Raw genomic sequence first — 16184 nt, forward strand, 5'->3', positions numbered from 1 at the left:
GACTTAACTCCTTACGCGCTCAGCAGCTGCTTCATGTCTTCTTCAACGGTGGTCACAGAACGCAGACCGAATTTCTCGTTGAGTACAGCCAGCAGATCCGGGGTGAAGAAGCCAGGTGCCGTCGGACCGGTTACGATGTTTTTCACGCCCAGAGACAGCAGAGTCAGCAGAATAACAATCGCTTTTTGTTCGAACCAGGAGAGCACCAGAGACAGCGGCAGGTCATTCACGCCACAGCCCAGTTTTTCCGCCAGGGTGACCGCCAGGATGATGGCAGAGTAAGCGTCGTTACACTGACCCGCATCGACCAGGCGCGGCAGACCTTCGATATCACCGAACTCCAGTTTGTTGAAACGGTATTTACCGCAGGCCAGTGTCAGGATCAGGCAGTCGTCCGGTACGCTGGTAGCGAAATCGGTAAAGTAGTTACGTTCGCCACGCGCGCCGTCACAGCCGCCCACCAGGAAGATGTGACGCAGTTTTTCGCGGCTCACCAGGTCAATCAGCGTATCAGCAGCGCCCAGCAGTGTCTGACGACCGAAACCAACGGTGATCAGGTGCGGAATTTCGCTGTACGGGAAGCCAGCCATTTGCTGTGCCTGAGCGATAACCGGTCCGAAGTCGTCGCCTTCGAGGTGGCTGACACCCGGCCAACCGACAATGCTACGGGTCCAGATACGGTCGTCGTACGCGCCAACGGTCGGATCGATGATGCAGTTAGAGGTCATCACGATAGGACCTGGGAAACGGGCGAATTCAACCTGTTGGTTCTGCCAGCCGCTGCCGTAGTTACCGATCAGGTGTTTGAACTTACGCAGTTCCGGGTAGCCGTGTGCCGGCAGCATTTCACCGTGGGTATAGACGTTAACGCCGGTGCCTTCGGTTTGCTCGAGCAGGTTGTAGAGGTCTTTCAGGTCGTGACCAGAAATCAGGATGCACTTACCTTCGGTCGCTTTCACGTTAACCTGAGTCGGCGTCGGGTGACCGTATTTGGTGGTTTCACCGGCATCCAGAATGCTCATCACTTTAAAGTTCATCTGGCCGATTTCCATAGAGCACTCCAGCAGAGCGTTCATATCGGAAGGCCAGGTACCCAGCCATGCCATGATTTTGTGGTACTGAGCGTAGATATCATTGTCGTACTGACCGAGAACATGCGCGTGCTCCATGTAAGCTGCCGCGCCTTTCAGGCCGTACAGGCAAAGCAGACGCAGGCCGAGAATGTTCTCACCGATGGTTGCTTTGTCTTTATTCGGGGTAAATTCAGCCGCCTGACGTTGCAGATCACCCAGATCGGCGCTGACCAGTTGCAGATCAGCCATTGGGTTATCGACAGTCGCGTTAGCATCAATATTCAGACATTGTGCTTTCAGTGCATCGCGCATGGCGATGGCTTCACGGGCATAGCCGACAATGCGTGGGGAGTCGAAGTTAACGTTAGTCAGCGTGGAGAAGAATGCGCGTGGCGCAAAGTTATCAACTTCATGGTCGATGATGCCGTATTCACGCGCTTTAACCGCCCATGCAGACAGACCTTGTAGGGAGGCAATCAGGAGATCCTGCAGATCGGAGGTTTCCGCTGTTTTACCGCACATACCCTGCGCGTAAGAGCAGCCGTTTCCTGCCGGAGTACGGATGGTTTGTTCACATTGCACACAAAACATGGTCACACCTTTTTAAAGTTATATTTAATATACATGTTTAAGGTTATGCCTGTGCGCGAAGGGATTAAAGGGATTTCTGCTACAACTTGCAGGGAGATTGATTTAGCTCAATTTTGGCGGTAGATGACTACCGCCAGAGAGGTATGAGTCCAGGTCTCAGGCGGAGAAAAAAGCCATTAAAAGGGGGACTAACAGACTCAGAATAAAGCCGTGAACGATAGCCGCAGGTACCATCTCCAGACCGCCGCTGCGTTGTAACACCGGCAGGGTGAAATCCATTGATGTGGCGCCACAGAGCCCTAATGCGGTGGAGCGACTGCGGCCCACCAGGCCGGGAATCAGCATAATGGCAATCAGTTCGCGCGCCAGGTCATTAAAGAATGCGGCGCTACCAATCACCGGGCCGAAGGATTCCGTTAACAGAATGCCGGAAAGCGAGTACCAGCCAAACCCGGATGCCATCGCCAGGGCGGTTTTCAGCGGCAGACCGAGGATTAATGCGTTGATGACGCCGCCCAGCAGTGAACTGGCAACCACGACGACGGCCACAATCATCCCGCGACGATTCAGGACAATCTGCTTTAACGTCATACCGCTGTTACGTAACTGGATACCGACAAGGAACAATAAAAAGATCAATGTATATTCGCTGGCTTCGGTTGCGTGCTGCAGCATGGAAAATCCGGTGAGTCCAAGCAGAAAACCCAGCACGACGACGCCACAAAGTTGTAGCGACTCAAGCGCCATAGCAATGCGCGAAGGCAGCTTCTCCTGCTGGTGGTTATGCCGCCAGGGCAGTGAACGCTCCAGCCAGAGCAGCGCCGCAATATTACACAAGAGAATGACCGTCACGCTGACGGCGGAATAATGAAGAATGGATAACAGATTACTGGCGAGATTATCCAGGAACGCCAGGCTGATACCCATAAAAAAGAGAATAAGGTAGACGATCCAGCTCAACAGGCGATTGATGAGTTTTAATGCGGCCCTGTGCCGAAGCGGAATAAGATAACCCACAATAAGTGGGACCAGAATGATTAACAGTCCTGAAAACATGAACAACCGGTCCTTGCAGAGAAGTAAGGCGAAATGCGCCAACACACACTACTCAATGCAAAGAGGGGAGTAAAGTTGCAAATAAAAGGAAATATCGGATGAGAGAAAAAGACCTGATGAATTATCAGGTCTTTTTGCTAACTGTTAATCGCGCTTTTCCAACAGGGTGCGATAAATAAGGCCACCGAGGACCCCGCCGATGATCGGCATTACCCAGAACAGCCACAATTGTTCTAATGCCCAGCCGCCCTGGAAGATAGCAACGGCGGTACTACGTGCCGGGTTTACGGACGTGTTGGTCACCGGAATGCTGATCAGGTGAATCAACGTCAAGGCAAGACCAATGGCAATCGGTGCGAAACCGGCTGGTGCGTGTTTATCGGTCGCGCCGTGGATGACTAATAAGAAACCTGCGGTCAGAACAATTTCAATCACGATGGCAGAAAGCATGGAATAACCGCCAGGAGAATGTTCACCGTAGCCGTTCGAGGCAAATCCACTGGCAGTAGCATCAAAGCCTGCTTTACCGCTGGCAATAAGATACAGAACCGCTGCAGCCACAATACCGCCCACAACCTGAGCAATAACATAACCAATAACGTCTTTTGCCGGGAAACGACCGCCCGCCCATAAACCGAATGTCACTGCCGGGTTAAAATGGCCACCTGAAATATGACCAACGGCAAATGCCATGGTTAAAACGGTGAGACCAAAAGCCAGCGCAACGCCGGCAAAGCCAATCCCTAACTCCGGGAATGCTGCGGCCAGCACGGCGCTCCCGCAGCCACCAAAGACAAGCCAGAATGTACCGAAGAATTCGGCTGCTAATTTCCTGAACATAACCACCTCAATTAAAAGTTCCGGGATTGTTGTTATACCCGGTTATTCATCGCTAAAAGGGACGACGATTAAAGAACGCTTATTTTAGATAAAAACATCATCCCTTTTCCACTTAAATTAATAATAAAAATTTGATTTAAGCCAACATGATGATAATCCTTTTTGGGCGTTGAGATGAAACAAGCATAGTGCAATTACAATAAGCTGATGGTTGTATCCTGTAATAATATTCAGAGGAAACTTTAAGAAGAATATTCTTATATTTTTATTGTTGCGGATATATGTTTGCGTGATAGCGGGTGTTCTGCACGCCTTCTTACCGTTATACTCCTGATAACTTGAAGGAAAAAGTTAGCATTCCCGGAGGCTATATGATTCTCGAACGCGTTGAGATTGTGGGGTTTCGTGGCATTAACCGGCTGTCGTTGATGCTGGAGCAGAACAACGTGCTGATTGGAGAGAACGCATGGGGTAAGTCCAGCCTGCTGGATGCGTTAACCCTGCTGCTGTCACCGGAATCGGAGTTGTACCATTTTGACCGTGAGGATTTCTGGTTTCCCCCCGGTGATATTCAGGGCCGGGAACATCATCTGCACATCATCCTGACGTTTCGTGAATCTCAACCCGGTCGCCATCGGGTACGTCGTTATCGTCCGCTCGAAGCTTGCTGGTCGCCGTGTCATGACAACTATCACCGTATTTTCTATCGCCTGGAAGGTGAATGTGCGGATGACGGTAGCGTCATGACGCTACGCAGTTTCCTCGATGGCGAGGGGCATCCGTTGTCCCTCGACAACATTAACGAACTGGCCAGTCACCTTGTGCGCCTGATGCCGGTATTACGCCTGCGCGATGCGCGTTTTATGCGCCGGATCCGCAACGGTACAGTGCCGGATGTGGCTGAAGTGGAAGTGACCGCCCGGCAACTGGATTTCCTGGCGCGTGAGCTGGCGAACCGGCCACAAAATCTGACCGATGGGCAGATTCGTCAGGGGCTGTCGGCCATGGTACAACTGCTGGAGCACTACTTTTCAGAGCAGGGGGCGGGGCAGTCCCGTTATCGCCTGATGCGCCGTCGTTCCAATAACGAGCAGCGTAGCTGGCGTTATCTGGATGTGATTAACCGCATGATTGATAAACCTGGCGGGCGCACGCACCGCGTGATCCTGCTGGGGCTGTTTTCCACGCTGTTACAGGCCAAAGGATCGCTCAGGCTGGATAAAGACGCCCGCCCGTTGTTGTTGGTTGAAGATCCCGAAACACGTTTACATCCCATTATGCTGTCGGTCGCCTGGCAGTTACTGAATTTATTACCTCTGCAGCGCGTGGCAACCACCAACTCCGGCGAGCTCCTGTCACTGACGCCCGTTGAACATGTGGTTCGTCTGGTGCGTGAATCGTCCCGTGTCGCGGCCTGGAGACTGGGACCAGGGGGACTCAGCGCGGAGGACGGGCGGCGTATTGCCTTTCATATTCGTTTTAACCGCGCGTCATCGTTATTTGCCCGCTGCTGGCTGTTAGTGGAAGGGGAGACAGAAACCTGGGTGATTAACGAACTGGCTCGTCAGTGTGGCCACCATTTTGATGCCGAAGGGATTAAAGTCATTGAGTTTGCGCAGTCTGGCCTTAAACCGCTGGTGAGATTCGCCCGACGTATGGGCATCGAGTGGCATGTGCTGGTCGATGGCGATGAAGCCGGGAAGAAATATGCCGCCACGGTGCGCAGTCTGCTGAATAATGACAGGGAAGAAGAGCGCGAGCATTTGACCATGCTGCCTGCACTGGATATGGAACACTTTATGTACCGGCAGGGGTTTTCTGATGTTTTTCATCGCGTGGCGCAACTTCCGGAAAATGTGCCAATGAATATGCGCAAGATTATCTCGAAGGCCATCCACCGTTCGTCAAAACCGGATCTGGCAATTGAAGTGGCGATGGAAGCGGGTCGGCGCGGCGTTGAGGCCGTGCCGACCCTACTCAGAAAAATGTTTTCGCGTGTGCTCTGGCTGGCGCGAGGACGGGCGGATTAGTGGTGGAACAGCTGCGACAACTGCTCGTCTATATTGTCCAGTAATTGATAGCGACGGCGATATTCGGCGCGTTTTTTACTGGCAATATCTTCTATGTGCTTTCGCGCCAGCGAACGGGGAATATGATAATAGCCGCGGCTGTCACATTCCCCGCCAACAGATTCCCAAAAAGCGTTATAGTCAGAAAGAATAACCTTGTTTTTGTCATGGTAACGTGGACTGCGAAAGATATGCTGCTCATTACTTACCGCCATCACTTTTTCGATATTCAGCTGTTCGGCTAAACGACAAATCGCTTCCATAACAATACGTTTTGGGAAAATTCCGTGACAGGATTTAGTGGCTTTTTGTATTGCTTCGTGGGGCATTGTTCGGCTGCCCCCTTGTAATCCCCCAATAAAAAGCGTGCTTTTATCATCATATTCGCAGCAGGTAAACGTCATTTCAGCCAAAGTGTCGCCATCACTATTATGCATTAAAATAGTGCTTTCACCCTCTTTGTCCAGTGCAATGAATGAGGCAATGAGTAAGGTAAATATTTCATTATCTTTGCCTTCAATTTTCGCCAGTTGCAAGCCATCCTGGCTTAGGTAGTTGCTAAATTCCGTGGGTGAAAAAAAATGTCGGATGACATGATAATGAAAACGCACAGCATCCAGTTTCATTTTCCGACATAAGTTTAATGCGAGATAGGGGCGATGCAAACGAACCGGCAATCGGGGTTGACGGGCAAGGACGTTATCAAGATCCGGCCACTGTGCTAGCTCTGCCATCAATTCGCGAGTCAGTCGTGGTGTCAGTAATGAACGCCAGATAAACTTACGGCGAAAGCTTCGCTTATGCCATAGGTTACTGGGACGCAAATGACCGGTCATTAAACTGTAAAAAACGCTAAAACCTGTTGTTGGTTTGGCAGAATAAAAAGTGCTTTCAGTTAGTTGGCTCATAATAACAATCCAATTGATACCCTGGCACTAATTTCAGCACAGTGGATCTTAACCATTCATCAATAACTCTGTTATTCTTTGCATTTTTCAACGCTTATTTATCGTTGATGTATATCTCTCCACTCTGGTGGAAGTATTGGGGAAAGTTGGGACTTTTATGAAGCTCAAAGGAAAAATCAAAAAACGCTATTTTCTCATCGTCATCATCATTATTGTGGCGATAGTTTCACTTTGGAGAACGCTCAACGCACCATTACCCCATTACCAAACGTTAATTGTTCGTCCAGGCGATCTCCAGCAAAGCGTGCTGGCAACCGGGAAACTGGATGCGCTGCGTAAAGTTGATGTCGGGGCGCAGGTCAGCGGGCAGTTAAAAACGTTATCCGTGGCGATTGGCGATAAAGTTAAAAAAGATCAGTTGCTCGGGGTTATCGATCCCGAACAGGCACAAAACCAGATCAAAGAAGTTGAAGCGACACTCATGGAATTACGCGCTCAACGCTTGCAGGCCGAAGCCGAGTGGAAACTCGCGCGCGTGACGCTTTCTCGTCAGCAGCAGTTGGCGAAAACACAGGCGGTTTCACAACAGGATCTGGATACCGCAGCGACGGAGATGGCGGTCAAACAGGCCCAAATTGGTACTATTGATGCGCAAATAAAGCGAAATCAGGCTTCTCTCGATACGGCAAAAACGAACCTGGATTACACGCGAATTGTCGCGCCGATGGCTGGTGAGGTGACGCAAATTACCACCCTGCAGGGGCAAACCGTGATTGCCGCTCAGCAGGCGCCCAACATTCTGACGCTGGCGGACATGAGCACGATGCTGGTCAAAGCGCAGGTTTCTGAGGCCGATGTCATTCATCTGCAGCCAGGTCAAAAAGCCTGGTTTACCGTACTGGGTGACCCACAGACGCGCTATGAAGGTACGCTCAAAGATGTGCTGCCAACACCCGAGAAAGTGAACGATGCCATCTTTTACTATGCCCGTTTTGAAGTCCCGAACCCGAAAGGGATCTTACGTCTGGATATGACGGCCCAGGTCCATATTCAGCAAACGGACGTCAAGAATGTACTGACGATCCCGCTGGCCGCCCTTGGCGATCCGATTGGCAATAACCGTTATAACGTCAGATTGCTGCGCAACGGTGAAACCCGCGAACGGGAGGTCTCTATCGGCGCTCGCAACGATACCGACGTGGAGATCGTCAAAGGGCTGGAAGAGGGAGACGAAGTGATTATTGGCGAGGAGAAACCGGGAGCCGGGCAATGACGGCGTTGCTTGAACTGCGCAATATTCGCCGCAGTTACCCGTCAGGCGAAGGGCAGGTCGAAGTGTTAAAGGACGTTTCCCTGAGCATCCAGGCCGGTGAAATGGTGGCGATTGTCGGAGCCTCTGGCTCGGGGAAATCGACGCTGATGAACATCCTGGGGTGTCTGGACAAGCCAACCAGCGGGACGTACCGCGTGGCAGGCCGTGATGTCTCAACACTTGACGGCGACGCGTTAGCCCAACTGCGACGCGAACACTTCGGCTTTATCTTCCAGCGTTACCATTTGCTTTCCCATTTGACGGCGGTGCAAAACGTTGAGGTACCGGCGGTTTACGCGGGTACTGAGCGTAAGCAACGACTGGCCCGGGCTCAGGAATTACTTCAGCGGTTGGGGCTTGGCGATCGGGTGGACTATCAGCCTTCCCAGCTTTCAGGTGGGCAGCAGCAGCGCGTCAGTATTGCACGTGCGTTGATGAACGGCGGGCAGGTGATTCTTGCTGATGAACCGACCGGCGCGCTGGATAGCCACTCTGGCGAAGAGGTAATGGGGATTCTGCACCAACTGCGCGATCGCGGGCATACGGTGATTATCGTGACTCACGACCCGCAGGTTGCGGCGCAGGCCGAACGGGTGATTGAAATTCGCGATGGCGAAATTGTTCGCAACCCGCCGTCACAAAAGTCCTCCGCGGGTCGGGGTATTGCGGAACCGACGGTCGCGGTGACGTCCGGCTGGCGTCAGTTTACCAGCGGTTTTCGGGAGGCGTTAACCATGGCATGGCTGGCAATGGCCGCCAATAAGATGCGTACGCTCCTGACCATGCTGGGGATTATTATCGGTATTGCGTCCGTGGTCTCGATTGTGGTTGTCGGGGACGCCGCGAAACAACTGGTGCTGGCCGACATTCGCGCCATCGGGACGAACACCATTGATGTCTATCCTGGCAAAGATTTTGGTGACGACGACCCGCAATACCAGCAGGCGCTGAAATACGATGATTTGACGGCGATTCAGAAGCAGCCCTGGGTCAGCTCCGTTACGCCTGCGGTGTCGAAAAATCTGCGGTTACGCTATGGGAACATCGACGTGGCGGCCAGCGCTAACGGCGTCAGCGGAGACTACTTTAACGTTTATGGCATGACGTTTAGCGAGGGGAATACGTTTAACGCCGAGCAGCTCAATGGCCGGGCTCAGGTGGTGGTACTTGACAGCAATACCCGCCGCCAGTTGTTCCCCAGTAAAGCGAAAGTCGTAGGGGAAGTTATCCTCGTCGGAAATATGCCTGCTACCGTGATTGGCGTGGCTGAAGAGAAGCAGTCGATGTTTGGCAGTAGCAAGATCCTGCGGGTCTGGTTGCCTTACAGTACGATGTCCGGGCGGATCATGGGACAATCGTGGCTTAACTCTATTACCGTGCGGGTGAAAGACGGTTTCGATAGTGCTCAGGCAGAGCAGCAGCTTACCCGGCTCTTGTCGTTGCGACACGGTAAAAAAGATTTCTTCACCTGGAATATGGATGGCGTCTTGAAAACCGCCGAAAAAACCACACGTACATTACAGCTCTTCCTGACGCTGGTCGCTGTAATTTCACTGGTGGTTGGCGGGATAGGCGTAATGAACATTATGTTGGTCTCGGTGACAGAACGCACGCGCGAAATTGGTATTCGTATGGCGGTTGGCGCACGCGCCAGTGATGTGTTGCAGCAGTTCTTAATTGAAGCCGTACTGGTGTGTCTGGTGGGTGGGGCTTTAGGCATCAGTTTGTCGATGTTGATTGCTTTTACGCTACAGCTTTTTCTGCCCGGTTGGGAAATTGGCTTCTCACCCGTCGCGCTGTTAACGGCGTTCTTGTGCTCAACTGCGACCGGGATTTTGTTTGGCTGGCTGCCGGCGCGTAACGCGGCGCGGCTGGATCCCGTTGATGCGCTGGCGCGAGAGTAACACGCTGTATTGAATAAGAAATAAAAATGCCAGCTACGGGGCTGGCATTTTGTCTGCGGGATGTACACAATGAGACAGAAGTGCTATGCGACAGCTTCTGCTTCAATGACAGGCACAATGAGACTGGCATGATTGCCTTTAGGCCCCTGGTGAACATCAAACTGGACAGATTGTCCGGCTTTTAGCGTTCTGTAACCATCCATCTGAATGGTGGAGTAATGGGCGAAAATATCTTCGCCACCGCCTTCGGGGCAGATGAAACCAAACCCTTTGGCATTGTTGAACCACTTAACAGTACCCGTTTCCATGCTTCGACATCCTTCGTAAATCTTATATAAGTAAGATGGAATGAACCGGTGGCGGAGTGGGGGCTGTTCAAAACCTCGCCAACTCTCGAAACTACAATTTAGAGAAATCAGGCGGGGCGTCAAGCGCCAGACAGGTGGAATCGGATAAAAATGAATCAAAATTTGAAGCAGTTAACGCTATTGTCGGGAATGTGACAGATGTCGCGGATGACACTGATAGATGATAGTTATCTAATAATTGAGGTAGATTGATTGTGCGCATAGGTACTTGTCAGCGGCCACTCATTCTGCCGGTAACCGTAACTGAAAACGACGACTGACAATGGGCAAGACGAACGACTGGTTGGATTTCGACCTGCTGGCGGAAGACAAATTGCGCGACGCGCTAAAACCGCCATCTATGTATAAAGTGATATTAGTCAATGATGATTACACTCCGATGGAGTTTGTTATTGACGTGTTACAAAAATTCTTTTCTTATGATGTAGAACGTGCAACGCAACTGATGCTTGCTGTTCACTATCAAGGTAAAGCCATCTGTGGCGTCTATACCGCCGAGGTCGCTGAAACCAAAGTGGCGATGGTGAACAAATACGCGAGGGAGAACGAGCATCCGTTGCTGTGTACGCTGGAAAAAGCCTGAATGCAGGCATAAATATTGGGGGAGGTGCCTATGCTCAATCAAGAACTGGAACTCAGTTTAAACATGGCTTTCGCCAGAGCGCGCGAGCACCGACATGAGTTTATGACCGTCGAGCACTTGTTACTGGCGTTGCTCAGTAACCCGTCGGCCCGCGAAGCGCTGGAAGCGTGTTCTGTGGATCTGGTGGCGCTCCGTCAGGAACTCGAAGCCTTCATTGAACAAACCACACCCGTATTGCCTGCCAGCGAAGAAGAGCGCGACACGCAGCCGACGTTGAGTTTTCAGCGTGTACTGCAACGTGCTGTCTTTCATGTTCAGTCCTCCGGGCGTAATGAAGTGACCGGCGCAAATGTGCTGGTCGCCATCTTCAGCGAGCAGGAATCTCAGGCTGCGTATCTGTTGCGTAAGCATGAAGTCAGTCGCCTGGACGTGGTGAATTTTATTTCTCATGGCACGCGCAAAGACGAACCGAGCCAGTCATCTGACTCAGGTAATCAGCCAAATAGCGAAGAACAAGCTGGCGGGGAGGACCGTATGGAGAACTTCACCACTAACCTTAACCAGCTTGCTCGCGTGGGCGGGATTGATCCGCTCATTGGCCGGGAAAAAGAGCTGGAGCGCGCCATTCAGGTTCTGTGCCGCCGCCGTAAAAACAACCCGCTGCTGGTGGGGGAATCCGGTGTCGGTAAAACCGCGATTGCCGAAGGTCTGGCCTGGCGAATCGTTCAGGGCGACGTACCGGAAGTCATGGCTGACTGCACGCTCTACTCGCTGGATATCGGATCGCTGCTGGCCGGCACCAAATACCGCGGTGATTTCGAAAAACGCTTTAAGGCGCTGCTAAAACAGCTGGAACAGGATACCAACAGCATCCTGTTTATCGATGAGATCCACACCATTATCGGTGCAGGGGCGGCGTCGGGCGGCCAGGTAGATGCGGCAAACCTGATCAAACCGTTGCTCTCCAGCGGCAAGATCCGCGTGATTGGTTCAACGACCTATCAGGAGTTCAGCAACATTTTCGAGAAAGACCGTGCGTTAGCGCGTCGCTTCCAGAAAATTGATATTACTGAACCGTCGGTCGATGAAACCGTGCAGATCATCAACGGCCTGAAACCGAAATACGAAGCGCACCATGATGTCCGCTATACCGCAAAAGCGGTGCGTGCGGCGGTTGAGCTGGCGGTGAAGTACATCAACGATCGTCATCTGCCGGATAAGGCGATTGACGTGATCGATGAAGCCGGTGCGCGTGCGCGTCTGATGCCGGTCAGCAAGCGCAAGAAAACGGTCAACGTGGCGGATATCGAGTCCGTGGTAGCCCGCATTGCGCGTATCCCAGAGAAGAGCGTTTCGCAGAGCGATCGCGATACGCTGAAAAATCTGGGTAACCGTCTGAAAATGCTGGTATTCGGGCAGGATAAAGCCATTGAAGCGCTGACCGAAGCGATCAAAATGAGTCGTGCGGGTCTTGGTCATGAGCACAAACCTGTCGGTTCATTCCTGTTCGCCGGTCCGACTGGCGTCGGTAAGACGGAAGTGACGGTGCAGTTGTCCAAAGCGCTGGGTATTGAACTGCTGCGTTTTGATATGTCCGAATATATGGAGCGTCATACTGTCAGCCGTTTGATCGGTGCGCCTCCGGGGTATGTCGGTTTCGATCAGGGTGGTCTGCTGACGGATGCGGTGATTAAACATCCTCACGCGGTACTGCTGCTGGATGAAATTGAAAAAGCGCACCCGGATGTCTTCAACCTGCTGCTGCAGGTGATGGATAACGGTACGCTGACCGACAATAACGGGCGTAAAGCGGATTTCCGCAACGTGGTGCTGGTGATGACCACCAACGCCGGGGTGCGTGAAACTGAGCGTAAATCGATTGGCCTCATTCATCAGGACAACAGTACTGATGCAATGGGCGAAATCAAAAAAGTGTTTACGCCGGAATTCCGTAACCGCCTCGACAACATTATCTGGTTCGATCATCTCTCCACAGAGGTTATTCATCAGGTGGTCGATAAATTTATTGTCGAGCTGCAGGTCCAGTTGGATCAGAAAGGTGTTTCTCTGGAAGTCAGCCAGGAAGCACGTAACTGGCTGGCAGAGAAAGGTTATGACCGCGCAATGGGCGCACGTCCGATGACGCGTGTTGTTCAGGACAACCTGAAAAAACCACTGGCAAACGAACTGTTGTTCGGTTCGCTGGTGGATGGGGGTCAGGTAACCGTTGAGTTGGATAAAGAGAAAAATGAGCTGACGTATAGTTTCCAGAGTGCGCAAAAGCACAAGCCAGAAGCTGCACATTAAGTTCTAATCACTAATGAGCCGGGCGTAATGCCCGGTTTTTTTTGTGCACAGAAAACCCCCAGCTAGGCTGGGGGTTCCGGAAAGCTTTCAGCTTTGAGCCAGTTATTAAAACCCCTTTTGATTTGTTAAAACACCTTGCGGTCTGGCAACTGCAAGAGTCAAACAAGAAATCAAAAGGGGGTTCCAATGAGGGACGAAAAGAGCTTAGCGCACACCCGATGGAACTGTAAATATCACATAGTTTTTGCGCCGAAATACCGAAGGCAGGCGTTCTACGGAGAGAAACGTAGAGCAATAGGCGGGATCTTGAGAAAGCTATGTGAATGGAAAAACGTACGAATTCTGGAAGCGGAATGTTGCGCAGATCATATCCATATGCTTGTGGAAATCCCACCGAAAATAAGTGTGTCGGGTTTTATGGGATATCTGAAGGGGAAGAGCAGTCTGATGCTGTATGAGCAGTTTGGAGATCTGAAGTTCAAATACAGAAACAGGGAGTTCTGGTGTCGGGGTTACTATGTGGATACGGTAGGGAAGAACACGGCGAAGATACAGGAATACATAAAGCACCAGCTTGAAGAGGATAAAATGGGAGAGCAGTTATCGATCCCTTATCCGGGTAGCCCGTTTACGGGCCGTAAGTAAAGAAGTTGGATGCAAATGTCAGATCGTATGCGCCTGTTAGGGCGCGGCTGGTAACAGAGCCTTACAGGCGCATTTGAAAAACCTCCGGCTATGCCGGAGGATATTTATTCGCCTGAAGGCGACTTACCGTGGAGCTAAATGATGAAACTGGACAATATTCCATTCCATGTGACCGACTGGTCGCAGGTTATTCCCGAGCAGCATCCTGGTGAGTCTGGATATGCTACATGGAAAGTGGCTTTTGCCGGTGATGTCCGGGTGCGAATTGTCGAATATTCGCCGGGATATCTGGCCGATCATTGGTGTTCGAAAGGACACGTTCTGTTTTGTCTGGAAGGTGAGTTACGCACGGAACTGGAAGATGGCCGCACGTTCGATCTAAAGCCTGGTATGAGTTACCAGGTGGCCGATCATGCAGAAGCGCATCGCTCATCAACCGCAACGGGAGCAACGTTGTTTATTGTGGATTGATGGCGTAAACAGCAGGCAAAAAATAAGCCTGCGTAAGGGAGATTACGCAGGCTAAGGAGGTGGTTCCTGGTACAGCTAGCATTTATGGGTTATGTTTTTCAGCAGGCGGATAATACCCGTAATAAACGAAACGGTATGTGATCGATTTCTAAGAATCTTCCGAACGCTGAAAAATAACCGTAATTAACTATTTAGCATGCGGGTTGCGGGTGGACTCCCCCGCAAAATTACGCATTAACAATGCATAGTTCAGATCGATATCCTGCGGAACGGGCATCCACACGGTATAACCATCACCCGGTGCGACAGGCATGGCTTCGCCTTTGGCGTTTTCCATCTGCTCGAGGGTGAAATTCACGTTACCCTGCGGGGTCATCAGTTCCAGGCTATCGCCAACGGTAAATTTATTTTTTACCAGAACGGCTGCCAGTTCGCCTTTACGCTCGCCAGTGAACTCACCGACAAACTGCTGGCGCTCGGAAACAGAAAAACCGTATTCATAATTCTGATAATCATCATGCGTGTGACGGCGCAGGAATCCTTCGGTGTAACCGCGATGCGCCAGGCCTTCCAGCGTCTCCAGCAGACTGGTGTCGAACGGCTTACCGGCTGCCGCATCGTCAATGGCTTTGCGATACACCTGAGCAGTACGCGCACAGTAGTAGTAGGATTTGGTACGCCCTTCGATTTTTAACGAATGCACACCCATCTGGGTCAGGCGTTCTACGTGGGCAATCGCACGTAAATCTTTCGAGTTCATGATGTAAGTGCCGTGTTCGTCTTCGAACGCCGTCATATATTCGCCCGGACGCTGGGCTTCTTCGATCATAAACACTTTGTCAGTTGGCGCGCCAATACCCAGCGTCGGTTCGACGTTTTGCACCGGAATCGGTTCGTACTTGTGTACGATGTTACCGACGACATCCTCTTTGCCTTCCTGCACGTTATATTCCCAGCGGCAGGCATTGGTGCAGGTTCCCTGGTTCGGATCGCGTTTGTTGATATAGCCGGAGAGAAGGCAACGACCGGAGTAGGCCATACACAGTGCGCCGTGCACGAAGATTTCAATCTCCATATCCGGTACCTGGTTACGGATCTCTTCAATCTCTTCCAGCGACAATTCGCGGGATAAAATCACACGGGTCAGCCCCATCTGCTTCCAGAATTTTACCGTTGCCCAGTTTACCGCGTTAGCCTGTACCGACAGGTGAATATCCATGTCCGGGAAGTTTTCACGCACCAGCATGATAAGTCCTGGGTCAGACATGATCAGCGCATCCGGCCCCATTTCCACAACGGGTTTCAGATCACGAATAAAGGTTTTCAGCTTGGCGTTGTGTGGTGCAATGTTCACCACCACGTAGAATTTTTTACCCAGTTCGTGGGCTTCATTGATTCCGCGCTGCAAATTTTCGTGATTGAATTCGTTGTTGCGTACGCGAAGCGAGTAACGCGGCTGGCCCGCATAGACTGCATCTGCGCCATAAGCGAAAGCGTAACGCATATTTTTCAGCGTTCCCGCCGGGGAAAGGAGTTCCGGTTTAAACATAGTTTTCTCGTTCTGATGACAGGTCAGATCCATCTCACTTTATGAGACGGTTAGGGGAGTGTCCCCATATTAAGGGCGGGCATTGTAGCGCTGCGGGGAAGACAGGTAAAGAAAAACGCCGGGTAACAGCGGTGTGTAACCCGGCTGACATCATGATAATCAGGTCTTATCTTTTATCGTCTGACTTGGGCCATTGGTTTTGACTGACGCAATACCGGTTTCGCGCGATTGTTCGCTTGCATACAGTTGACTGCTACCTATGACCTGATGGTTCGCGGCTTTCAGGTTGAAATGAAATTTGCCATTCGTCGCCGTTTTTTTCTCGTAGCGTTCGCTCAGGGGACTGTTAACCTGCACAGACGCGATCCCCTTTTCTGCCGCCCCTTTTGTGGCGTAAAGCTCACTGGTCAGGATAATTTCTCCATTTCCTGCTTTAAGAACAAACCTGAATTGATTATCACTGCTTTTGCTTAACTCAAACCAACCAGCCATATGAACTCCTTGATTA

At 51.5% G+C, this 16184-nt stretch carries 15 protein-coding genes; 8 read left to right on the forward strand and 7 right to left on the reverse strand.

The window, feature by feature from the left end:
* Positions 1-11 precede the first annotated feature (11 nt).
* From hcp to aqpZ, 3 genes are all read right to left on the reverse strand, one after another.
* A complete protein-coding gene (gene hcp / locus N7268_RS14070) occupies positions 12-1664 on the reverse strand; it encodes a hydroxylamine reductase (RefSeq protein WP_260863358.1) in 1653 nt (550 codons plus the stop codon).
* Positions 1665-1820: 156 nt separating this feature from the next.
* The gene (locus N7268_RS14075) at positions 1821-2720 is read right to left on the reverse strand and encodes a lysine exporter LysO family protein (RefSeq protein WP_198904611.1); all 900 of its coding nucleotides are present in this window, start codon (positions 2718-2720) and stop codon (positions 1821-1823) included.
* Positions 2721-2864: 144 nt separating this feature from the next.
* A complete protein-coding gene (gene aqpZ / locus N7268_RS14080) occupies positions 2865-3560 on the reverse strand; it encodes an aquaporin Z (RefSeq protein WP_198904607.1) in 696 nt (231 codons plus the stop codon).
* Between the two features lie 371 nt (positions 3561-3931).
* On the opposite strand from aqpZ, the gene N7268_RS14085 reads away from it, so the two are divergent.
* Positions 3932-5590 (forward strand): ATP-dependent endonuclease, encoded by a 1659-nt coding sequence (locus N7268_RS14085; RefSeq protein WP_260863359.1) that lies wholly within the window; start codon positions 3932-3934, stop codon positions 5588-5590.
* Here N7268_RS14085 and N7268_RS14090 read toward each other — a convergent pair.
* Positions 5587-6537, reverse strand: coding sequence for a VirK/YbjX family protein (locus N7268_RS14090; RefSeq protein ID WP_260863360.1), 951 nt, complete (start codon positions 6535-6537; stop codon positions 5587-5589). The two genes, N7268_RS14085 and N7268_RS14090, sit on opposite strands and share 4 nt — an antisense overlap.
* Before the next feature lie 157 nt (positions 6538-6694).
* Between N7268_RS14090 and macA the strand changes: the two genes are divergently transcribed.
* Together macA and macB are read left to right on the forward strand one after the other, a co-directional pair.
* The gene (gene macA, locus N7268_RS14095; protein ID WP_260863361.1) at positions 6695-7810 is read left to right on the forward strand and encodes a macrolide transporter subunit MacA; all 1116 of its coding nucleotides are present in this window, start codon (positions 6695-6697) and stop codon (positions 7808-7810) included.
* The gene (gene macB, locus N7268_RS14100) at positions 7807-9753 is read left to right on the forward strand and encodes a macrolide ABC transporter ATP-binding protein/permease MacB (RefSeq protein WP_260863362.1); all 1947 of its coding nucleotides are present in this window, start codon (positions 7807-7809) and stop codon (positions 9751-9753) included. The genes macA and macB overlap by 4 nt, the downstream gene beginning before the upstream one ends.
* Before the next feature lie 83 nt (positions 9754-9836).
* Here macB and cspD read toward each other — a convergent pair whose 3' ends face one another.
* Positions 9837-10061, reverse strand: coding sequence for a cold shock-like protein CspD (gene cspD / locus N7268_RS14105; RefSeq protein ID WP_005128369.1), 225 nt, complete (start codon positions 10059-10061; stop codon positions 9837-9839).
* 134 nt (positions 10062-10195) lie between these two features.
* Between cspD and N7268_RS14110 the strand changes: the two genes are divergently transcribed.
* The 5 genes from N7268_RS14110 (at position 10196) to N7268_RS14130 (ending at position 14127) form a co-directional block, all read left to right on the forward strand.
* The gene (locus N7268_RS14110; RefSeq protein ID WP_260863557.1) at positions 10196-10285 is read left to right on the forward strand and encodes a hypothetical protein; all 90 of its coding nucleotides are present in this window, start codon (positions 10196-10198) and stop codon (positions 10283-10285) included.
* 98 nt (positions 10286-10383) lie between these two features.
* Complete coding sequence (clpS, locus tag N7268_RS14115) at positions 10384-10704, forward strand: ATP-dependent Clp protease adapter ClpS (RefSeq protein WP_198904602.1); 321 nt, start codon at positions 10384-10386, stop codon at positions 10702-10704.
* 30 nt (positions 10705-10734) lie between these two features.
* Positions 10735-13011: an ATP-dependent Clp protease ATP-binding subunit ClpA gene (clpA, locus tag N7268_RS14120; RefSeq protein WP_260863363.1), complete on the forward strand. Its 2277-nt coding sequence runs from the start codon at positions 10735-10737 to the stop codon at positions 13009-13011.
* Between the two features lie 186 nt (positions 13012-13197).
* Positions 13198-13656: an IS200/IS605 family transposase gene (gene tnpA / locus N7268_RS14125; protein WP_260863364.1), complete on the forward strand. Its 459-nt coding sequence runs from the start codon at positions 13198-13200 to the stop codon at positions 13654-13656.
* A gap of 141 nt (positions 13657-13797) precedes the next feature.
* Positions 13798-14127: a DHCW motif cupin fold protein gene (locus tag N7268_RS14130; RefSeq protein WP_260863365.1), complete on the forward strand. Its 330-nt coding sequence runs from the start codon at positions 13798-13800 to the stop codon at positions 14125-14127.
* A 187-nt stretch (positions 14128-14314) separates the two neighbouring features.
* On the opposite strand, the gene yegQ is transcribed toward N7268_RS14130, so the two are convergent.
* On the reverse strand, positions 14315-15676 hold the full coding sequence (yegQ, locus tag N7268_RS14135; RefSeq protein WP_260863366.1) for a tRNA 5-hydroxyuridine modification protein YegQ: 1362 nt from the start codon (positions 15674-15676) through the stop codon (positions 14315-14317).
* Between the two features lie 159 nt (positions 15677-15835).
* Positions 15836-16168: a YegP family protein gene (locus N7268_RS14140; RefSeq protein WP_198904599.1), complete on the reverse strand. Its 333-nt coding sequence runs from the start codon at positions 16166-16168 to the stop codon at positions 15836-15838.
* Between the last annotated feature and the right edge of the window lie 16 nt (positions 16169-16184).

The organism is Citrobacter sp. Marseille-Q6884, from assembly GCF_945906775.1.
GTDB lineage: Bacteria > Pseudomonadota > Gammaproteobacteria > Enterobacterales > Enterobacteriaceae > Citrobacter.